The following is a 19,472-nucleotide window of genomic DNA, read 5'->3' as shown; positions in this document are numbered from 1 at the left end:
CGGACTGGGGCGACCAGCCATAAGCAAACAAAAAAAGACCGTCCAGTAAAAACTGAACGGTCGCCAAGCTCAAATCCGAGCTCCAGTTCAAGTGCCGAAGCCAACGCTTCGTGAAGTCATGTCTTCCAGTGCCATTCGCGGTGCCCGAACGCAATCGAAACCGTTCGTTAACCTTAATTTCGGGCTGGCACGGTTTTCGCACCATTCATTTCAAGACCGCAAAGAACGGCCGAACATGTGCCAGACCGGCACACGCGGGTCGCAGAAACGGAATGAATGCAAGATGCGCAGCAACACGACCACCGAACTCTTCCGATATTGGAACACCATTCGCGGCAAGCGCGAGCTTCCCCGCCGGGATGAACTCGAACCAGGCGATATTCGCCTTCTGTTGCCCAATCTGTTCATCCTCGAGCGTGAACGCAACGGCATCTCGTTTCGACTGGCGGGAACACATGTTTGCGCACTCTTCGGCCTCGAGTTGCGCGGGCGGCAATTCGGCATGCTCTGGCTGAACGCGCAGGCGGCCAAGACGCAGCGCATCGCCGGCCAGGTGATGACGCATCGGGTGCCGGTGATGCTGTCGGCCAAGGGGCGCACGGCCGATGCTCGCGAGATCGAGGTCGAAACGCTGCTGCTGCCACTTGCCTCGACCGAGGGCGCAAGCGACAGAATCCTTGGCGCGCTCTCGCCACTTTCTCGCCCGTATTGGTTGCATGCAACTTCGGTGGAAGGTCTAGACGTCACCGGCATGAAAGTCCTCGATCCCGATCGTACCGCCGTATTTCGCGAAGAACCGGCGGCAGAATCCATATCCCCGCGTGCGGAATCTCTCGCTGGCGAAGGACTTTTGGGAGAGTTCCGTCGTGTTCGGCATCTGCGCATCCTGGAGGGTGGGCGCAGCGGCTGATTGCCGCCGCTGTCCCGAGTTGGGCACCTGGACCAACCGCAGGACGAACATTCTATTAACCCGAACGTTCTAAACTCTGACTGCGAAAATACGTCATGCAGAGTCACCATGTTCTCGTTCCAGCACGCTCAGAATACCGCTCCAAAGCCGCATCACGAGGGTGCGTTCCAGCGCGTTTCGGTGAACCTTGCGGGACGGCTGATGCTCGCCAATCACGACGAATTCGAGTGCACCGCCGTCGACATGTCGCCCGGCGACGTGTTGCTTTCGTCACCGGCGCGGCCCAGGGCGGGTGAACGCATCATTGCCTATATCGACCATGTCGGCCGCCTTGAAGGTACAGTTTCGCGCCTGGCCGACGACGCCTTCGTGATCCAGCTCAACGCCACCGAGCGCAAGCGTGAGAAGCTGGCGGCACAGCTCACCTGGATCGCGAACAAGCACGAACTCGGCCTGCCCGAAGACCGGCGTCATGACCGCCTTGCCCCGCGCAAGACGGTAACCGAGTTGACGCTCGACACCGGTGAAAAATTCCCCTGCCGTATCATCGACCTTTCGCTGTCAGGTGCTGCCGTCGACATCGAAAACCGGCCGCCGATCGGCACCCCAATCATGCTCGGCAACATGAAGGGCAAGATCGTGCGCCATTTCCAGGAAGGCTGCGCCATCGAGTTCTCGGGCGTGCAGTCGCGCGAAGCGCTGACGGAATTTCTCTGAGGGTGCCTCTGCACCGTCTTCACCTGCCCTACCCCAGACCAATGTCCTTGGCGCGCGCGCTCAACCGAGCGCAGGCCTCCTGAGGAGCCGCGCCATTTCCTGCGGTTGAATGCCGATCGCCGCAGCATAAGCAACGAGGCGCCAGCCGGTCGTTGGGCCGACCTTGCCACGCGCAGCAAATCCTCCGCATCGAAGTAGATCTGCCCAACAGTCGTGAATATGCTGCCCGCGCGGCCGGCCGCTCGAAATTGCGGCAAGGCGGCGCTGCTCCATTTCGGAACATCTCGATCTGCCCGCCGCTGCCGACCCTCGCAAATATTTTTTCGAAGAATTTCAAGGAACGCCTCATACTTGAAGTCGAAAAACGGCGACGAGATCGCCACTACCCGCCACGTGGGCCACCCATACCGACCACGGATTTCCGGGAGAAGCGACGCCCGCCGACCCCCATATCGACGCAGCCCCAGTGATTACAATCCCTTACGTAGTCAACAAATCCTGAACCGAAGCTCACTCCGCATGATAATTCATAAAATTTGAGTCAAATTCAATTTAAATAAAAATCAAACTCTATTCTTATTTTATTCTTATACGACTTTCATTTGTACTTGTTTTTAGTTCGCAAGTTCGCGAGCGATAAAAACGTCTGTGCCATTGTCGAACCACAACGGGGAGACAATCATGCTCAAGACAATCACCAAGATGATCGCGGTTGCGGTCCTTTTCACCGGCGGTCTGATCGAAACAGCTCTGGCGCTTCCGGCCAACATGGTCGTCACCGGTTCCACCAACCCGCCGATCGGTCACTACGAGTTCTGCAAGATCTATCCGTCGGAATGCACCTCCAACGGCAAGGACCGTGGCCCGATGGTGCTGACGCGCGAAGGCTGGCAGAAGCTTCTCGAGGTCAACTACGACGTCAACCAGGCGATCACCCCGATGACCGACATGGAAATCCATGGCGTCGAGGAGAAGTGGTCCTATCCGGACACGGTCGGCGACTGCGAAGATTACGTGCTGCTGAAGCGCCGCAAACTGATCGAGAACGGCTTCTCTGCGTCGGATCTCCTGATCACCGTCGTCCTGCAGCCGAACGGTGACGGCCATGCGGTCCTGACCGTCCGCACCGACCGCGGCGACTTCATTCTCGACAACATGCGCAACAAGGTGCTGCTGTGGTCGGATACCGAATACACCTACCTCAAGCGCCAATCGACCGAACACTCCGGTCGCTGGGTCAAGCTCCAGGACGRCCGCACCGTTGCCGTCGGCAGCGTCCGCACGCAGTAAGCCTCCAAGACACAGGAGGCGGCGCGCCTGAAGCAGCGGCCTCACCACTACTGGGCTCCGGTCTACACTATCCCCGTCCAGACCGAGCCTCGGCCGGTTCCGTGTCCCTCGGAACCGGCCGTTTTTTTTGCCAACGCCCCCGCACCGGCCGACCCGAAGAGATTTTCATCGAAAATTAACCATCCTCGACCAGCGTCGGGCAAGCGACGGCATCCATCCTACCGTGCGCAGGAAAGCGTAAACCGAACCGCAGACCACCGGGTTCGGCCATCGCGACGGGACAGCCCAACGATGAGCAGCTCTTCAAATGATATCCACGAACCGGAACTCCGACCGCTGCTGTCGCCCGGCTTCGTCTACCGGGTGACCGCGATCGTCGTGGTGCTTGCTGCGCTCACCGCCGCCATCTCGTTTGCTGGACGCTGGTTCGGCGAAAATCTCGCCCTTGCCGGACACACCGCAAGCGACGAGCTTTTCGACATCTTCATCGGCCAGGATCACCTGCGCCTGCCGGCCAACATGATCCGCTTCGAGGCCCAGCGCGCCACCTCGATCGTCGAGCGCGTCGATCTCTATCTGACCTGGCCGGGGCTCGAAGGTTATAGCGACCAGGACCGGGCGCTGTTCAACAATGTCGACGCTCCCGAAAGCCTCATCTTCCTGCAAATCTCCCAAAGCACCATGTCGCGCGACATGTCCGGACGGCTGGAGCCGATCTATTCGCAAGTTTTCGACGGGACACCCACGGCAGGCCCCGCCGGTCTGAGCGAACACGCCGTCAAGGCCACATCGAGCTATGCGGGCGAAGTGTTCTATACGGCAGACACGACGACCCAGGCGCGCTATGTGGTGCGCTGCCTCAAGTCCAACCCTCAAACGATCTCGACCAGTGCCGATTGCCAGCGCGACATCCACGCCGGAAAGGACCTCGTCGTGCTCTACCGATTTTCAAACAAGCTGCTGCCGAAGTGGCGCGAAATCGACCAAGCGATCGCGACCTTCGTCAAATACCGTCTCATGCCCTGATTTCGTCCAACTGGTGTGGTGCAGGCAGCCCGCAGCACCATTGCGCTACACCGGCATCGCCCTTGTACAAATGCGTTCGATTCCGGAAACCAATCATTCATCATAAACCGATTGGTAACGCTATGCCGATACTGTCTCGAGAACGGTCGTTCCCGGAGGCGGCGTCCGGACAACCCCATGACATGAGAATAAAGAGTAGCGTAGTGTCCCAATCCGGTTTTTTTGATCTCGCGAAGCGCCCGTTCGGTGCTCTCTCAAAGATGGTAGGACGGGTCGTCCTTGCGGGCGCCATCGCATCGGCTGCCTTCGCGGCGCCGGCCTTCGCCGCCTCGGCCTATGCCAATCCGAAATATTCCGGCATCGTCGTCGACGCCAAGACCGGCAAGATCCTTTACGGCGAGGATGCAGACGAACTGCGCTATCCCGCGTCTCTCACCAAGATGATGACGCTCTATCTGACCTTCGAAGCGCTCGAAGCCGGCCGGATCACCAAGTCCACGCCCATCCCCTTCTCGAAGAACGCTTCCGCCGAGCCGCCATCGAAGCTCGGCGTGCGTGCCGGCCAATCGATTACCGTCGAACAGGCGATCCTTTCGCTCGTCACCCGCTCGGCGAACGACGCCTCGACAGCGCTTGGCGAGTTTCTCGGTGGCTCGGAACCGCGTTTCGCCCGCATGATGACGAACAAGGCCCGGGCGCTCGGCATGACTCGCACGACCTATCGCAATGCAAACGGCCTGCCGAACCCGGAACAGCGCACGACAGCCCGTGACCAGGCGCGTCTCGGCCTCGCGCTTCGCCAGCATTTTCCGCAGTATTATGACTACTTCTCCACCCGCAGCTTCCAGTTCGGCAAGCAGACGATCGGCAACCACAATCGTCTGCTCGGCAATGTCCGCGGCGTGGACGGCATCAAGACCGGCTATACCCGTGCGTCCGGTTTCAACCTCGTGACGTCGGCTCAGCTCGAAGGCCGCAGCATCGTCGCCGTCGTCATGGGCGGCACCTCCGGTGCCAGCCGCGACGCGCAGATGCGCCGGCTCGTCGCCAAATACATGCCCTCGGCATCTCGTCGTGGCGATGGCAACCTGATTGCCGAAACCAAGTCGGCCCCGGTTCCGGCCGAAGAAACCGAAGTCGCTTCGACCGCGCCCGTAGCCGAGACGCCTGTCGTTGCAGCCGCTGCCAGCAAGCACGACCTGCCGAACACTGGCCCGGTTCCCGATTTCCGTTACAACGGCGAAAGCAACAGCAGCGTGCAGATGGCCTATGCCGGCAACAAGCGCGCTTCGGACAATCCTGTTCTTTCCCCGAAGATCGTTCCGAACACACTTGATGCGCAGAGCGTCAAGCTCCGTCAGCCGGTTGCCGCAGGCATGGTCGACGCCCAAATCACCAACTCCGTGCCGAAGAAGGCCGCCGCGGCTGCAAAGGCAGAGCCGGCCGAGGTCGCAAAGGCCGAACCGATGCCGGCCCAGCCGCAGGGCTGGGTAATCCAGATCGGCGCAACGCCAGACAAGGATCAGGCCATGACCCTTCTTGGCAATGCCAAGGACAAGGGCGGCAAGGCACTGAGCAACGCAACGCCGTTCACTGTCGCGTTCGGCCAGGTCTACCGCGCCCGCTTCGGCGGCTTCGACGACCAGAATGCAGCCGTCAACGCCTGCAAGGCATTGAAGAAGAAAGGCATCTCCTGCTGGGCTAGCCAGCAGTAAGGTAAAAAGTTTTGGCGGCCGGATGTGTTTGTTTTCCGGCCACCTTCCTCGGATTTGTATAGCGTAACGAGGTTAATCATGGCGATGAACGAAAACGTTCCGGGCGTTACCCCGCTGCCGGGACGGCGCGCGAGGCCGTCGCGCATCAACCTGCACCCCCTGCACGAGGCGGCCATGCGCATTGCCGACCTCGGGCTTAACAGATCAAAGGCCAAGACCCGCGATCTGGTCGGGATGTTGTTGACGCACGGAGCCCGCGCCTGGCGATCGACACAGCCACGGGCGGGTATTCATCTCCACGTGACGGGGCCGAACCGGCGGCATCCGCTGAAGATGCGGATCATCTGAAGCTCCTGCTGTTCCAAAGGCGGCCTCTGTGCCGCCTTTATTCTTGCGCCTTGTTCTTACACGCAAATGCGCGCATGCGCTCTTCGCGCAAGAAACCTTTCGGCCGATGCGGGCGTCACGTCATCGATGTTGACGATCAGAGAAGTCCGAGTTCCGCCAGTTCGCGGCGCAGCTCGAGCGGCATTTCGGCACCGCCGCCGGCGAGCGAGGCCAGGTCACGGGGCGCATCCTTGTCGGTGAGATAGCGCCAGCCCTGAAAGGCGCGCCGCGGCTGCAACTCCGTCTCGACCACTTCTGGGCCAAGCAGCAGATTGCAGCGGCCGATACCCTCGCCATCGGTGAAAGTCTCGATACCGATCAAAGGCTGCCGCGCCTGCACGGTCCCCTTGATCACCCAGTAGAGCGAACCGCCTTCCAGCAATTCCTCGACACGCTTGGGCACCATGCGCGTGGTGTGAAAGGAATGCGGCTCCAGGCCAGCGGCCATAGCCGCCATCGCCTTGCGCGAAACCCATTCGCGAAGGTCCTCGATCGATTCCGCTCCAACACAGAGCTTTATGAGATGCAGTGACATAGCTGTTTTGAACACCCGTCCGGCCGTTGCGGTCAAGCGGCCAGACGCCTTTCATCCACAATCGCCGCTCCTGTCTGGCGATACAGCAATCTTCGCGCGCCCTAACAGGCGCGCGCCGCTGTATGGCTCAACATTCGACGACGTTGACTGCGAGACCACCGGTCGAGGTCTCCTTGTACTTCTCGTTCATATCGACGCCGGTCTGGCGCATCGTCTCGATGCAGGCGTCAAGCGGGACGAAATGCTTGCCGTCGCCCTTGAGCGCCAGAGACGCGGCTGTCACCGCCTTGACCGCGCCGAGTGCGTTGCGTTCGATGCACGGCACCTGAACCAGGCCGGCGACCGGATCGCAGGTCATGCCGAGGTGATGCTCCAGTGCGATCTCGGCGGCATTTTCGATCTGCTCGGGCGTGCCGCCCATGACGGCAGCGAGGCCGGCAGCAGCCATGGCGGAGGCGGAGCCGACTTCGCCCTGACAGCCGACCTCAGCACCTGAAATCGAGGCGTTGTGCTTGATGATGCCACCGATCGCGGCAGCCGTCAGCAGGTAGTCGCGGATACCTTCCTGATCGGCATCGTCATGGAAATGCATGTAGTAGCGGATAGTGGCGGGTACGACGCCAGCGGCACCGTTGGTCGGCGAGGTGACAACGCGGCCGCCGGCGGCATTTTCCTCGTTGACCGCCATCGCGTAGACGCTCAGCCAGTCGTTGGCGAGCAGCGGGTTGGTCTTGTTGGAGCGCCACTCCTCCTGCAGCTTGTCGTGGATCGAGCGCGCGCGGCGGCGAACCTTCAAGCCGCCGGGCATAATGCCCTCCTGGCTCAGCCCGCGGTCGATACAGTTGCTCATCGCGCCCCAGATACGGTCGAGCCCGGCATTCAGTTCGTCCGGCGACATGGTCGCTTCTTCATTCGCCCGCTTCATCTGGGCGATCGTCATCCCGGAGCGGGCTGCCATGTCCAGCATCTCCTGCGCCGAGGAGAACGGGAATGGCACCTTGACGCCGGCCGCCTTGTTCTTCGAGGCGCGCATGGCCTCCAGCTCCGTGTCGGTCACGACAAAGCCGCCGCCGATCGAATAATAGATCCGCTTCAGCAGCAGCCGGCCGTCGCGGTCGAGCGCGGAGAACGACATGCCGTTGGCGTGGCCCGGCAGCGGCACCTTCTTGTCGAAGACAAGGTCCGTCTTCGGCTGGAATTCGTATGACGGGTGCCCAGGCGGCGAGATGCGACCGCTGCGCTCGACCTCGTCGATCAAGGCGTCCATGCGATCGGGGTCGACCAGGTCGGGGCGTTCACCGACGAGACCAAGGACAACGGCCCTACCCGACCCGTGGCCTATGCCGGTATGGGCCAGCGAACCATGCAGGCTGACCTTGATCGCCGCAACGGAAGCATGGGACGGGCGCGGCCAGTCGTCGGATAGAATGAGATCGAGAAAGCGGTTGGCGGCCGACATCGGCCCCATCGTATGCGAGCTTGAAGGCCCGATGCCGATCTTGAACACGTCGAAGACGGAAAGAAACATAAGTTGCCTGCCCCGGAGACTGACTCGCGGCGCACCGGCATGATTGCCTGAGCGCCGCATTTACGATTGCCTCGATATCACGCTTCACGGTCTGTGCGAACCGGCGCGCTATCCTCATATTTGCTGGACGATTTTATCCTCAGATCGGTTCCGATTTAAGGAAATCCACTACAAATATAAGAACGCAGCCTAAGCGATCCCATAGCAAACGATCAGGCGGCCAACCGACATTCGATCCCATCCGTGCGACATTGGCGTCGCGACATGGCTTTCGGGGAACTGCCGGATTCCGGAATCAAAACGGCGCGGCTTTTGGGAAGCCGCGCCGTCAATCAGTGGACTTTTCTAGATACTAGATATCAAAGGCCGCCAAAAAGATAAGCAAGAACAAGAACGCCAGCGAAACCAGCTACGGCGCGAGCAGTCACGCCCCAGCAAGACTTCTGAATTGTATTGTCCATGATGTCTCCGAAAAACTCTCAACGGCCGCGGACAGCACATATGGCGTCCGCGTCTGAGGCCCTGCATATTGAAGAAAGCGTAAATGCGCAATGGGGGAATGTGGCGAAAAGGTGTCGGGCCCCTACCGCGCCAATCGCGAAACTGGTGAAAACCGCGCAAACGGTCAGTAGGAGCGGAGAGAAATTCCGCCGCAATTTCATCACAGTAGTTGACGCGCCGTCGATTCCCTTGCCGCCGCGGCCACCTTGCAATTTCCAAAAGCCATGCCAAAAACACGTGTATGACCTTCGAAGATTACATAGCGCTTGTCGTGTTTATCCTGCTTTGGGCGGGTTTCAGCTGGGCGACCGATGGCACGCGCGGCTTCAAGCGCGTGAGTCTCACCCGCCTCATGAACGAGCATCGCGGCCGCTGGATCCGCAACTCGCTCAACCGCGACCTGAAAATGATCGACACACAGATCATCGCGGGCCTGCAAGCCGGCACCGCCTTCTTTGCCTCGACGACGATCTTCGCGCTCGGCGGCTGCTTCGCACTGCTCGGGGCGACCGAACAGGCGCAGATGATCTTTGCGGACATGCCCTATGTCTTCCACGGCGGGCGAACGGCGTTCGAGCTGAAGGTCGGCGGCCTCACCTGCCTCTTCGGCTATTCCTTCTTCAAGTTCGGGTGGTCCTATCGGCTGTTCAACTATTGCTCGATCCTGATGGGCGGTATTCCGATGACCGCCGACATGCAGCGCGACCCGCAGGCAGCGGAGAAGGCAGCCGAACGCGCGATCCGCATGAATGTGCTCGCCGCCAAACACTTCAACGCCGGGCTCCGGGCGATTTTCCTCTCTATCGGCTATCTCGGCTGGTTCATCAGCCCCTATGTCTTCGTCGGACTGACGGTCTTCGTCATCTTCGTGCTGACCCGCAGGCAGTTCTTCTCGGAGGCGCGCGCGGCGCTGCTGCAGGACGCAACGCCCTGACGGCATGCGCGCCGGCCATGCCGAGCGCTAGCAGACGGAGCCTGGTCATTTCCATAAACCAACGACGCGTGTTTGGCGCAAGCCAGCCATGCCATTCTTTCTCACGCCCACAGGATGGCGAACGCCCATGTCCGACAGCAACGTGACTTCACCGGCAACACAGATCCCGGCTCAATCTGGCGCACGGGGGCGGCTCGCCTTTATCGATGTTGCGCGCGGCGTGGCGCTGCTCGCCATGGCCACCTATCACTTCGTCTGGGACCTCGAGTTCTTCGGCTACGTTGCCGCGGGAACTGCCGGCACCGGCGGCTGGAAGATCTTCGCCCGGCTCATCGCCAGCAGCTTCCTGTTTCTCGCCGGTTACAGCCTTGTGCTCGGACAATGGCCGAAACTCCGCCTCGACGCGTTCATGCGCCGCTTCGCGAAGATCGCTGGTGCCGCGGCGCTGATTACCATCGCGACCTACTTCGCGTTCCCGGACACGTTCATCTTCTTCGGCATTCTGCACGAGATCGCGGCGGCAAGCGTGATTGGCCTCGTATTCCTCCGACTTCCCGCGGCCATTTCCATCATCGCGGCAGCAGCAGCCATTGCGGCGCCTTTCTACCTGCGCTCGCCGATCTTCGATGCGCCCTGGCTGTGGTGGGTCGGGCTCTCCGAAACGCTGCCGCGTTCCAACGATTACGTACCGCTGCTGCCCTGGCTCGGGCCTTTCCTTCTCGGTCTTGGCGCAGCCAAGCTCTTTCACGCGCGCCTTGTCGCGACCCTGGCAAACCGTCCGTCCACAGGCGACAAGGGCAAACTGTGGATGAGACCGTTCGTCTTCGGCAGCCGTCACAGTCTGGCCATATACCTCATTCACCAGCCCGTGCTCATCGGACTGGTCTATCTCTTCTCGCTGATTTCACCGCCGACATTGCCGGATCCCAAGCAGGCCTATCGCAGCAATTGCGTGGCGGCCTGCAACCAGGGCAACCCGGCCGTGCCGTGCGAGGCCTTCTGCGGATGTACGCTCGACCTTCTGGTGCAGCAAAACCTGTTCGACAGCCTGAACAGGGGAGAGATCAACGTGAGCACCGATGAACGCATTGCGCGAATCGCGGGACAGTGCACAATGAACGTGCAATCAGGGGACTAGGACATGAATGCCTATCGTGCCAAGCCGCTGAATTTCCCGTGGCCCGCCCTGCTTTACGGCGTCGCAACGCTCGCGGCCCTTGTTCTGGCGCGATATTCCCCGATCCCGGTGTCACACGGACACAGCTGGTTTCCCTGGATCAGCGGCGGTACGCTGATCGTTGCCGCGATCTGGCTGGACCTTTGGGCAGTGAAGACCTTGCTCGACCGGCACACGGCCGTCATGCCCTACCGCTCGGCAACCTGCCTCGTCACCTACGGCCCCTTCCGCTTCACGCGGAACCCGATCTATCTCGGCTATACCCTGATGATGGTCGGCTTCGGTCTAGCGACGCTCAATCCGTGGTTCTTCATCACGGCAATTGCCGCGGTGATGCTGACAACGCTCTTTGCCATTCGCAACGAAGAGAGGCATCTCCTGTCGCGCTTCGGCTTCGAATTCGAACGCTATTGCCGGCACACCAGCCGCTGGATCTGAAAGCAGCGCCGGAAGCTGCAAATACAAAAAAGGGCGGCGCCAGCACCACCCTTTGAAACCTCCCTTTTTTGGAGCGAAAGACGCGTCAGGTACCGACGCCGATTTCCGCGAGGCGCGTCAGGCACGCCTCCTCGACATTGTCGAGCTCTGCCAGCGTGTCTTCGATATCCTTGCGCTTCTGCCGAAGCTCCTCGCGCTTTTCCTCGACGCGGCTCATCAACAACCGAAGCTGGCCCATCTCGCCGGGCGGGTCCTTGTAGACCTGGATGATTTCGCGGATTTCGGCAATCGTGAAGCCAATACGCCGGCCACGCAGAATTTCCTGGATCAGCCGCCGATCCGCCGGCCGGAACAGCCGCGTACGCCCACGGCGCTCGGGATGAATGAGGCCCTCGTCCTCATAGAACCGCAGCGTCCGGGTCGAGATGCCGAATTCCCGCGTCAATTCGGTGATGCTATAATATTTATTCACGCTGCCATTCCACGATTTACCGCATACCCCCTAAAATCGGCATCGATCTGAGGTCATGACTATGCAGCAGGTCAAAGTGTTACAGCGATCTGAGCGCGTCCCAGAAGATGCGCGCGCTGCAATGCGCCTACACTATCGTTGACCTTGACGTAAAAGTCAAACAACCGCGCTTACGTTACGTGGAACCACCAGGTGGCGATGCCGAGAAAGCTGAAGAAGCCGGTGACGTCGGTGATGGCGGTCACGAAGACGGCGGAAGAGACGGCCGGGTCCGCGCCGAAACGGTCCAGGCAGAGCGGAACGAGAATGCCGGCAAGCGCCGCAGCCATCATATTGATCAGCATCGCCGTCGCGATGATGCCGCCGATGTTCGGGTCCTGAAACCAGAGGCYGGCGAGCAGGCCAATCAACGTGCCGAAGATCATGCCGTTCAGAAGGCCGACACCCGCTTCGCGCCGAATGATGCGCGGCGCGTTGTGAATGTCGAGACCGCGGGTCGCGAGCGCGCGTACGGTAATCGTCATTGTCTGTGAGCCGGCATTGCCGCCCATGCCGGCGACGATCGGCATCAGAATGGCAAGCGCCACGATCTGCTGGATCGTCGCATCGAAGAGCCCGATCACCGAGGCGGAGATGCAAGCCGTCATCGAATTGATGAAGAGCCAGGGCACGCGCGAACGCGATGCTTCGGCAACCGAGTCCGACAGTTCTTCGTCGCCGACGCCGCTCAGGCGCAAAAGGTCTTCCTCGGCCTCTTCCTGGATGACGTCGACGACGTCATCGATGGTGAGAACACCGACCAGCCGGCCATTGTCGTCGACGACGGCCGCGGAGAGAAGGTCATATTGCTCGAAGAGCTGGGCTGCTTCTTCCTGGTCCATCTCGGCGGGGATGGCGTGGCTGGTGTCGTGCATGATCGCATCGACCTTGACCGAACGCTTGGTGCGCAGCACGCGGTCGAGATCAACGGCTCCGAGCAGTTTGAAGGTGGGATCGATGACGAAGATCTGCGTGAAGCTCTCGGGCAGGTCCTCATCTTCGCGCATGTAGTCGATCGTCTGGCCGATGGTCCAGAACGGCGGCACCGCCACGAACTCGGTCTGCATGCGGCGGCCGGCCGTGCTCTCGGGATAGTCGAGCGAGCGGCGAAGGCGAACCCGTTCCGTGAAGGGAAGCTTCGCCAGGATCTCGTCCTGGTCTTCCTGGTCGAGGTCTTCGAGAATGTAGACTGCGTCGTCCGAATCCATCTCGCCGATGGCCTCGGCGATCTGTTCGTTCGGCAGATGCTCGACGATGTCGAGACGGATGGCTTCGTCGACTTCGGTCAGCGCCGAAAGGTCAAACTCCTTGCCGAGCAGTGAGACCAACGCCAGGCGCTGTTCCGGCTGGATGGCTTCAAGCAGGTCGCCGAGTTCCGAGGAATGCAGGCCGGCGACATGCTGGCGCAGGTAAATCGTATCGCGATCGGCGACCGCGGCCCCGACATGCATGAGGAAATCGGAACGGACCGAACCGTCGTCGGCATAGATGTCCGAGCCGTCAAAGGACTTGACGTCTTCGGTACCGCTGTCGTCGTCGCCGATATTGCTCATGGGCGCCCTCGAAACGATTGCTGCTTTCCGGTGCTCCAATATAGGGGCCGAAAAGAATGCGTCACTGACGGTTTGTTGGCCCTCTTCCGCCGCCATGCTCGGGAAATAGGGTCGTACAGCCCTGCTAGCGCAAAGCCCTGCCGAGGTCCACAGCACAGATACCACCCCACGCACGGCGACAACAGATTTATTCAAGCTGTTGCAAATACATGAAAAACCGGCAGCATCTCGACACAGTCGACATCGATCGCGCGATCGGCTAGCACTTCTCTTCGTGCCCTGGAGCCGGAATCGATTTCAGCGAGCGAAACAGCAGCCCAAGGTTTACAGCGCCTCTCGTGATCCTTGACGGGACGCGGCGCCGCAGATCGCTGCAGCCGAGGAATATCTGATGGCGATCCGTCCCATTGTCCGCTTTCCCAATCCATTGCTGAGCCAGAAGGCGGACACCGTCACGCGTTTTGATGCGGCGCTTGAGGCTCTTGCGGCCGACCTTCTCGACACGATGCGAGCGGCACCGGGAATTGGCATCACCGCGCCGCATATCGGTGTCCTTCAACGGGTGACCGTCATCGAGCTCGATCGGGAAAGCGGGATCAGGACCTTCGTCAATCCGGAAGTGCTCTGGCACGCGGATCAACTGACAAGACATGCCGAAGGCAGCGTTTCGATGCCGGGCGTATCGGAAGACGTCGAAAGGCCACAATCCGTCCGTGTTCGTTATCAGACGCTTGTCGGCGAGACGGTCGAGGAGGAAGCAGATGGCCTGATGGCCATTTGCCTGCAGCACGAGATCGACCAACTCGACGGGATCTTCTGGACACAACGCCTCTCGCGCCTGAAGCGCGATCGGGCAATCAAGAAGTTCGAAAAGCTGACAAAGGAACAGATGCGCAGCTAGCGCACTGGACCGCCCGCAACACCAAGTCCGTTACAAATCACCAAGGACCGAACAATGAAACCGACATATCTCGCAGTTCTCGGCCTCCTGGCCCTCGCTGGCTGCAACACCGCCCAACAGGGCCTGGAGCCCCTTCCCCAAAGCCTGACCTACGGCGAGGACGCGAGCAACAGAAAGACGCAGGCCGAGCCGGGCACGATGGTTCAAAACCGTTTCATGTACGAAGGCCAGATGGTCTACGAAACCTATGAGGTCCAACCCGATCACACCTACAAGCTTGTCCGGCGCCGCATGGACCAGGGCGGCCCTGCCGGCAACGGCTGACGCCGTGGACGCCAGGCGGGGCGCACGGCCCAAGCTTGGCGTGCACAATCGATACTTCGGGCTGGCTACCTTGAAAAGGTGGAGTAAACCGCCGTTTCAAAATCAAGGTAGCCTCCGATCGAGGCCGGGTCTGCAAAGGGCAGTATCTGCGTGGCCCAGATCCCACCGAGACCATTTCGGCGGTCGATCCAGTAGTAGAGGTTCGCGAGCCCCGCCCAAGCCAGAGCGCCTGCCGGTCGTCCCGTCGGCGCGGCTTCGTCGTTGATCATGAAGCTAAGTCCCCAGGATTTCGGCATTCCGGGGAAAAATTCGGCATCATGCGCGAGGCTCGGTATCACCCCGGGAAGCCTTTTGATCTTTTTTTCTCCGAGGCCGTTCTTTTCCGCCATTTCGATGGTTTCGGGTCTCAGCACCCGACCGCCAGGGGCGACCCCATCATTGAGCCACATGCGGATAAACTTGGCGTAGTCGGTAGCCGTCGAGTAAAGGCCGTGGCCACCCATCTGGACTTCGGGCTCCGGTGGCAGCCTGAAATCAGGCAGCGGCAGCAAGCGGCCGACACCGTCTCTCTGATGCAAAGTGACCGCGCGTGAGGTCATCGATGGCGTCAATGAAAAGCCGGTATCCGCCATGCCAAGCGGCTGGAGTATTCGCTCCGTCATCACCTCGCCGAGCCGCCGGCCGGTCACGCCCTCCACCACCTGCCCGGCCCAGTCCAGGTTGCTTCCGTATTCCCATTCGTCGCCCGGGTCGAACAGCAATGGGGTTCGGATGGAGGCATAGGAGGCCGTTATCACGCTCGGCTGTCCGTGGTGCCTGGCCAGCCTGGCGTAGGTCTCGTTGAAGAAATCGTATCCAAAGCCAGCCGTATGTAAAAGCAGCATGCGGGTCGTAATGTCCCGCTTGGGCGGGCGGAGGTTCGGGTTCCCGGAGGCATCAAAGCCCTCGATCACCTGCAACTTGCCGATCTCGGGCGCGTATTGCTTGGCCGGTGCATCGAGATCCAGCCTGCCCTCCTCGACCAATTGCAAGCAAGCCGTGCTTGTGATCGCCTTCGTCATCGAGAAGATCGCGAAAACACTCTCGACGGTCATGTCCTCAGTGCCGCCCAATGCACGCTTTCCGGCCGCGCCCGTGTAGATATCGCCCCGATTGTCCGTAACCACGGCAACAACGCCAGGCACACCATCAGCCGCGTTGACGACAGTATTGAGGATCGTATCGGCAACAGTCTTGAGATCGCCGACCAAGAAAACCTCCCGAGCAAACAGGGCTTCATCATTGGCGAGGGCCGCCAACCATGGCCGCGCTCAGCAAAGCGCTTCCAGCCCGCCCCTCGCACTGGAACACCGGACGTATGTTAGCACCAAATAACATTCCAAGCCATTTCGACCGTGTAGCGAAATGTGGCGGTGCTCTTTATCCTTGTGTCGGGCGCGAGGAGGATATGCACGCGCGGCGGAAAGTCTTGTTGAAGTTCGCATGGCTGCGTGCTGGCGCTAGGACGCTAAGTACCGGCGAAAAAACAAAAAACCCGGCCAAAGCCGGGTTCTTTTGGTGCGGTCGAGAAGACTCGAACTTCCACGGGTTGCCCCACAGCGACCTCAACGCTGCGCGTCTACCAATTCCGCCACGACCGCATCGTGGTAGGGCCGACTTGCGCCAGCGCGGCTGCATGTAGCAAAAGCGCCTGCCATGCACAAGGGACGGCTGTGGACAAATCGGACGATCGCGACGGAAAGCAGCGCCCGAAGCAGCGCGGCGCAAAGGAGCAAGGTTCGAGCGTCTATTCCTGCTCCCGAGAGCCGTGCCGGGACACGTTGTCACCGGGACGAGATCGCGGCAGACATCAACGCGTCACGAGCGAGGCGGACCAGCGTCCTCGCTGCGCGTCGAACGCCTGTCCCTGACCAGCAACCTGCTGCGACCGGATCTTTCAAGCATACGATCCCAGGCAAAATCCGGCATTTGCTAAGCTTAAGATAAAAAACAAAAAACCCGGCCGAAGCCGGGTTCTTTTGGTGCGGTCGAGAAGACTCGAACTTCCACGGGTTGCCCCACAGCGACCTCAACGCTGCGCGTCTACCAATTCCGCCACGACCGCATCGTGGTAGATGTCGACTTGCGCCGACGGGGCTGCATGTAGCAAAAGCCCCTGGGGGGCACAAGGGGATGACGACAGAAATTTGACGGGAACGAAAACTATTTCAACAGCCCGTTCGCGAAGCCTTGGAAACGCTGGACTCTTGCCTCGCCTCATCCCATGTACAAGCTCTCAAGGCACAGGAATACCGAGCGAATGCAGCGTGACAATCTGAACCAGGACATGTTTGCCCCTCCAGAATCGGCCCCGGTTCGCTGGCGAATTGCCTCCGAACTGGTGGATTATCCACAGGCGATCGAGCTGATGGAGCAGGAAGCTGCGGCAATCGCCGCTGGCACCGCTGACGAACTCGTCTGGCTGGTTGAACATCCCCCACTTTATACAGCCGGCACCAGTGCCGATGTCGCTGACCTGGTGATGCCCGATCGCTTTCCGGTGTTCGCCACTGGCCGCGGCGGCGAATACACCTATCACGGGCCGGGCCAGCGCGTCGTTTACGTCATGCTCGATCTCAAGCGCCGGAAGCAGGACGTACGCGCCTTCGTTGCGGCGCTGGAAAGCGTCGTGATCTCTACGCTCGATTCGATGAATGTCCGGGGCGAGCGGCGCGAAGACCGGGTTGGGGTCTGGGTGCGCCGCCCGGAAAAGCCTCCCCTGCCCGACGGCTCAATGTCGGAAGACAAGATCGCCGCGATCGGGATCCGTCTGCGCAAATGGGTGAGCTTTCACGGCTTCGCTCTGAACGTCGATCCGGATCTCGACCACTTCGGCGGCATCGTGCCCTGCGGCATTCGCGGTTACGGCGTGACCAGCCTCGTTGACCTTGGCCTGCCGGTCATGATGCCCGATGTCGACATCCGCCTGCGCGAGGCCTTCGAGACGGTCTTCGGCCCGACCAGGAACGACGCGGCATGACCCCGATCAGCTTGCGGCCCGCCTGCTGGCTTGCCGCTCGCGCCAGATAATAAAGAGCCCCGAGCCGACGATGATGGCGATGCCAAGCCATTTGGAGAGCGACGGGAAGTCTCCGAAGATGAGGTAGCCGAGCGCCGTCGCCGTAACGATCTCGAAGTAGTGGAACGGCGCCAGCAACGACACCGGTGCTGCCCGGAAGGCCTTGACGACCAGCAGGTGGCCGTAGCCTGAGAGCGCGCCGAGCACGACAACCAGTGTCCACCCAAGCGGCGACTTCGGCAACGAGGGCACGAAATCGGTACTCCCCATGCCGTTGCCGACCAGAATCACCAGCCCCATCATCAGCGTGCCGCCGATTCCGGCGATGGTCTGCATCGTCAGCGGCGAGTCGCCCGTCCCGACCGCGCGATTGAGAAGCAGATAGCAGGCAAAGACGAAGGCGCAGGCAACCGGCAACAGCGCAGTTAGGCCGAAAGCGGCAAAACTCGGCTGGATGACGATCATCGCTCCGCCGAAGCCGACGACGATGGCAAGCCAGCGCCGCCAACCGACCTTCTCCTTCAGGAACACGGCTGAAAGGCAGGTCAGGATGAAGGGCTCGACGAAATAGATGGCAAAGGTGTCGGCGAGCGGCATGTACTTCACGGAAATGAAGAAGAACAAGGCAGCTGTTGCCAGCAGCACGCCGCGCAGCAGATTGGCGAAGGGGCGCTTCGGCTTCAGCGCCCGCAAGCCGCCGGCGCGAAGCAGCATGGGCAAGGTCGCCACGAGCTGGAAGAAGAATCGATAGAATGTCACCTGGCCGGGCGACATGCCCTCGTAGACAGCCATGTATTTCGCAATCACATCCATGCCGGGCAGGATGACCATCGCGAACAGCATGATGGCGACGCCTTGCATCACGGTATCGGTGGGCTCGGCGGCCGCAGTTCGGGCGTCAGTCATAAGGGCAAGCTCCGGTTGGCCGCCGCACATTAGAGCCTGAGCCATGCTTTTCAACGGCCGAAGATGCGACGGAGAACGAACTATCCGCGCCTTAGCCGCAATTGACGGTGTTTTTGGCGCTTCGGGGTGGTCCCTCGCCGGTCAAATGCCTATAAGCTCAGGACAATCTTCCGCCCCGGAAATCGAAAGCGGCTCTCTGCCTCTTCTCCGGGACCTTTGAACGTAACCGTGGCAAAGGAGATATCCATGCGCTTGTCCACCGAAACGATGATTGCCCGCCTGCGCGATACCAGTGATGGTGACACGCTGGGTGGACGCATCTGGAGGGCGCGCGACGCCGCCAATCTCAGCACCAAGGATCTTGCCGACCAGCTTGGGGTACGCACCGAAACGGTCGCCGCCTGGGAGCGCGACCGTGCCGAACCCCGGACGAACCGGCTCTTCCTGCTTGCCGGCGTGCTGGGCGTTACCCCGGCGTGGCTGATTGCCGGCCTCGGCAAGGCGCCGGATTCGGACACGGTCGATGACGAGCGCGACGGTCTTCGCGAACAGCTTGCCCTGGTCAAGAAGCTGCACGAACAGACCGGCAAGGCGATCGCCGCACTTGAGATGGAACTCAATCGCGTTCAACAGAACATTCGATAACCCATTGCGATTCCATACGGGCCGCCGTCCTGTGGCGGCCCGAAGTCATTTCAGTCCAAGGAGAAAATAGATGGACGTACGCGCCGCCGTTGCCGTTCAGGCAGGCAAGCCGCTCGAGGTCATGACGGTTCAACTCGAAGGTCCGCGGGCCGGCGAGGTGCTGATCGAGGTCAAGGCCACCGGCATCTGCCACACCGACGACTTCACGCTGTCGGGTGCCGATCCGGAAGGCCTGTTCCCGGCGATCCTCGGCCATGAAGGGGCCGGCATCGTCGTCGACGTCGGCCCGGGCGTCACCTCGGTGAAGAAGGGCGACCATGTCATTCCGCTCTATACGCCCGAATGCCGCTCCTGCCCGTCGTGCCTGTCGCGCAAGACCAACCTGTGCACCGCGATCCGCTCGACGCAAGGCAAGG

At 60.8% G+C, this 19,472-nt stretch carries 20 protein-coding genes and 2 tRNA genes; 14 read left to right on the top strand and 8 right to left on the bottom strand.

Annotated elements, in window-relative coordinates; genetic code table 11:
- The first annotated feature begins 118 nt into the window (after positions 1-118).
- The 6 genes from AB4Z53_RS26080 (at position 119) to AB4Z53_RS26055 (ending at position 6,006) form a co-directional block, all read left to right on the top strand.
- The gene (locus AB4Z53_RS26080) at positions 119-910 is read left to right on the top strand and encodes a PAS domain-containing protein (protein WP_291163471.1); all 792 of its coding nucleotides are present in this window, start codon (positions 119-121) and stop codon (positions 908-910) included.
- Between the two features lie 108 nt (positions 911-1,018).
- Positions 1,019-1,627, top strand: coding sequence for a PilZ domain-containing protein (locus AB4Z53_RS26075; protein ID WP_113537739.1), 609 nt, complete (start codon positions 1,019-1,021; stop codon positions 1,625-1,627).
- 681 nt (positions 1,628-2,308) lie between these two features.
- Positions 2,309-2,917, top strand: coding sequence for a transglutaminase-like cysteine peptidase (locus AB4Z53_RS26070; RefSeq protein ID WP_441598487.1), 609 nt, complete (start codon positions 2,309-2,311; stop codon positions 2,915-2,917).
- A gap of 291 nt (positions 2,918-3,208) precedes the next feature.
- The gene (locus tag AB4Z53_RS26065) at positions 3,209-3,943 is read left to right on the top strand and encodes a hypothetical protein (protein WP_441598485.1); all 735 of its coding nucleotides are present in this window, start codon (positions 3,209-3,211) and stop codon (positions 3,941-3,943) included.
- A gap of 182 nt (positions 3,944-4,125) precedes the next feature.
- Entirely contained in the window at positions 4,126-5,658 is a 1,533-nt protein-coding gene (locus tag AB4Z53_RS26060; protein WP_113537742.1) for a D-alanyl-D-alanine carboxypeptidase, read from the top strand.
- A gap of 78 nt (positions 5,659-5,736) precedes the next feature.
- Positions 5,737-6,006, top strand: coding sequence for a hypothetical protein (locus tag AB4Z53_RS26055; protein WP_441598483.1), 270 nt, complete (start codon positions 5,737-5,739; stop codon positions 6,004-6,006).
- A 136-nt stretch (positions 6,007-6,142) separates the two neighbouring features.
- Here the strand turns inward: AB4Z53_RS26055 and AB4Z53_RS26050 are convergent, their stop codons facing one another.
- Both AB4Z53_RS26050 and AB4Z53_RS26045 read right to left on the bottom strand, forming a co-directional pair.
- Positions 6,143-6,580, bottom strand: coding sequence for a DUF1489 family protein (locus tag AB4Z53_RS26050; protein ID WP_113537744.1), 438 nt, complete (start codon positions 6,578-6,580; stop codon positions 6,143-6,145).
- A 127-nt stretch (positions 6,581-6,707) separates the two neighbouring features.
- On the bottom strand, positions 6,708-8,108 hold the full coding sequence (locus tag AB4Z53_RS26045; RefSeq protein WP_441598481.1) for an L-serine ammonia-lyase: 1,401 nt from the start codon (positions 8,106-8,108) through the stop codon (positions 6,708-6,710).
- 742 nt (positions 8,109-8,850) lie between these two features.
- Here AB4Z53_RS26045 and AB4Z53_RS26040 point away from each other — a divergent pair.
- From AB4Z53_RS26040 to AB4Z53_RS26030, 3 genes are all read left to right on the top strand, one after another.
- Positions 8,851-9,543, top strand: a complete 693-nt coding sequence (locus tag AB4Z53_RS26040) for a DUF599 domain-containing protein (protein ID WP_113537746.1) — start codon at positions 8,851-8,853, stop codon at positions 9,541-9,543.
- A gap of 127 nt (positions 9,544-9,670) precedes the next feature.
- Entirely contained in the window at positions 9,671-10,681 is a 1,011-nt protein-coding gene (locus AB4Z53_RS26035; RefSeq protein WP_441598479.1) for a heparan-alpha-glucosaminide N-acetyltransferase, read from the top strand.
- A 3-nt stretch (positions 10,682-10,684) separates the two neighbouring features.
- Complete coding sequence (locus tag AB4Z53_RS26030; RefSeq protein ID WP_113537748.1) at positions 10,685-11,158, top strand: methyltransferase family protein; 474 nt, start codon at positions 10,685-10,687, stop codon at positions 11,156-11,158.
- Between the two features lie 85 nt (positions 11,159-11,243).
- Here AB4Z53_RS26030 and AB4Z53_RS26025 read toward each other — a convergent pair whose 3' ends face one another.
- Positions 11,244-11,630 carry a MerR family transcriptional regulator gene (locus tag AB4Z53_RS26025; RefSeq protein WP_113537749.1) on the bottom strand — a complete coding sequence of 129 codons (387 nt, stop codon included), beginning with the start codon at positions 11,628-11,630 and terminating at the stop codon, positions 11,244-11,246.
- A gap of 170 nt (positions 11,631-11,800) precedes the next feature.
- Positions 11,801-13,222, bottom strand: a complete 1,422-nt coding sequence (mgtE, locus tag AB4Z53_RS26020) for a magnesium transporter (RefSeq protein ID WP_441598477.1) — start codon at positions 13,220-13,222, stop codon at positions 11,801-11,803.
- 391 nt (positions 13,223-13,613) lie between these two features.
- Here mgtE and AB4Z53_RS26015 point away from each other — a divergent pair, with 391 nt between their 5' ends.
- Positions 13,614-14,123 carry a peptide deformylase gene (locus AB4Z53_RS26015; protein WP_441598475.1) on the top strand — a complete coding sequence of 170 codons (510 nt, stop codon included), beginning with the start codon at positions 13,614-13,616 and terminating at the stop codon, positions 14,121-14,123.
- 54 nt (positions 14,124-14,177) lie between these two features.
- Positions 14,178-14,447 (top strand): hypothetical protein, encoded by a 270-nt coding sequence (locus AB4Z53_RS26010; RefSeq protein ID WP_113537752.1) that lies wholly within the window; start codon positions 14,178-14,180, stop codon positions 14,445-14,447.
- Between the two features lie 65 nt (positions 14,448-14,512).
- Here the strand turns inward: AB4Z53_RS26010 and AB4Z53_RS26005 are convergent, their stop codons facing one another.
- The 3 genes from AB4Z53_RS26005 to AB4Z53_RS25995 all read right to left on the bottom strand — a co-directional run bounded on the left by AB4Z53_RS26005 (position 14,513) and on the right by AB4Z53_RS25995 (position 16,551).
- Entirely contained in the window at positions 14,513-15,697 is a 1,185-nt protein-coding gene (locus AB4Z53_RS26005) for a serine hydrolase domain-containing protein (RefSeq protein ID WP_441598472.1), read from the bottom strand.
- Between the two features lie 305 nt (positions 15,698-16,002).
- Positions 16,003-16,087, bottom strand: a tRNA-Leu gene (locus AB4Z53_RS26000).
- Between the two features lie 379 nt (positions 16,088-16,466).
- Positions 16,467-16,551: transfer RNA gene (locus AB4Z53_RS25995), tRNA-Leu, on the bottom strand.
- 195 nt (positions 16,552-16,746) lie between these two features.
- Between AB4Z53_RS25995 and lipB the strand changes: the two genes are divergently transcribed.
- The gene (gene lipB, locus AB4Z53_RS25990; protein ID WP_441598470.1) at positions 16,747-17,466 is read left to right on the top strand and encodes a lipoyl(octanoyl) transferase LipB; all 720 of its coding nucleotides are present in this window, start codon (positions 16,747-16,749) and stop codon (positions 17,464-17,466) included.
- Between the two features lie 6 nt (positions 17,467-17,472).
- On the opposite strand, the gene AB4Z53_RS25985 is transcribed toward lipB, so the two are convergent.
- Entirely contained in the window at positions 17,473-18,411 is a 939-nt protein-coding gene (locus tag AB4Z53_RS25985; RefSeq protein ID WP_441598468.1) for a DMT family transporter, read from the bottom strand.
- 246 nt (positions 18,412-18,657) lie between these two features.
- On the opposite strand from AB4Z53_RS25985, the gene AB4Z53_RS25980 reads away from it, so the two are divergent.
- Positions 18,658-19,056, top strand: coding sequence for a helix-turn-helix domain-containing protein (locus AB4Z53_RS25980; RefSeq protein ID WP_113537754.1), 399 nt, complete (start codon positions 18,658-18,660; stop codon positions 19,054-19,056).
- A gap of 70 nt (positions 19,057-19,126) precedes the next feature.
- Positions 19,127-19,472: alcohol dehydrogenase catalytic domain-containing protein (locus tag AB4Z53_RS25975; RefSeq protein ID WP_441598466.1), on the top strand; the 346-nt coding region annotated here is incomplete at its 3' end.

The organism is Ensifer sp. 2TAB8, from assembly GCF_052115125.1.
In the GTDB taxonomy this organism is placed as follows: domain Bacteria; phylum Pseudomonadota; class Alphaproteobacteria; order Rhizobiales; family Rhizobiaceae; genus Ensifer.
This window is presented reverse-complemented; position numbering and strand designations above follow the sequence as displayed.

Excerpts from the sequence above, each read along its gene's own strand:
- AB4Z53_RS26080 (WP_291163471.1), top strand. The coding sequence starts at position 119 with ATGTCTTCCAGTGCCATTCGCGGTGCCCGAACGCAATCGAAACCGTTC.
- AB4Z53_RS26075 (WP_113537739.1), top strand. The coding sequence starts at position 1,019 with ATGTTCTCGTTCCAGCACGCTCAGAATACCGCTCCAAAGCCGCATCAC.
- AB4Z53_RS26065 (WP_441598485.1), top strand. The coding sequence starts at position 3,209 with ATGAGCAGCTCTTCAAATGATATCCACGAACCGGAACTCCGACCGCTG.
- AB4Z53_RS26060 (WP_113537742.1), top strand. The coding sequence starts at position 4,126 with ATGAGAATAAAGAGTAGCGTAGTGTCCCAATCCGGTTTTTTTGATCTC.
- AB4Z53_RS26055 (WP_441598483.1), top strand. The coding sequence starts at position 5,737 with ATGGCGATGAACGAAAACGTTCCGGGCGTTACCCCGCTGCCGGGACGG.
- AB4Z53_RS26050 (WP_113537744.1), bottom strand. The coding sequence starts at position 6,580 with ATGTCACTGCATCTCATAAAGCTCTGTGTTGGAGCGGAATCGATCGAG.
- AB4Z53_RS26045 (WP_441598481.1), bottom strand. The coding sequence starts at position 8,108 with ATGTTTCTTTCCGTCTTCGACGTGTTCAAGATCGGCATCGGGCCTTCA.
- AB4Z53_RS26040 (WP_113537746.1), top strand. The coding sequence starts at position 8,851 with ATGACCTTCGAAGATTACATAGCGCTTGTCGTGTTTATCCTGCTTTGG.
- AB4Z53_RS26035 (WP_441598479.1), top strand. The coding sequence starts at position 9,671 with ATGTCCGACAGCAACGTGACTTCACCGGCAACACAGATCCCGGCTCAA.
- AB4Z53_RS26030 (WP_113537748.1), top strand. The coding sequence starts at position 10,685 with ATGAATGCCTATCGTGCCAAGCCGCTGAATTTCCCGTGGCCCGCCCTG.
- AB4Z53_RS26015 (WP_441598475.1), top strand. The coding sequence starts at position 13,614 with ATGGCGATCCGTCCCATTGTCCGCTTTCCCAATCCATTGCTGAGCCAG.
- AB4Z53_RS26010 (WP_113537752.1), top strand. The coding sequence starts at position 14,178 with ATGAAACCGACATATCTCGCAGTTCTCGGCCTCCTGGCCCTCGCTGGC.
- lipB (WP_441598470.1), top strand. The coding sequence starts at position 16,747 with ATGCAGCGTGACAATCTGAACCAGGACATGTTTGCCCCTCCAGAATCG.
- AB4Z53_RS25985 (WP_441598468.1), bottom strand. The coding sequence starts at position 18,411 with ATGACTGACGCCCGAACTGCGGCCGCCGAGCCCACCGATACCGTGATG.
- AB4Z53_RS25980 (WP_113537754.1), top strand. The coding sequence starts at position 18,658 with ATGCGCTTGTCCACCGAAACGATGATTGCCCGCCTGCGCGATACCAGT.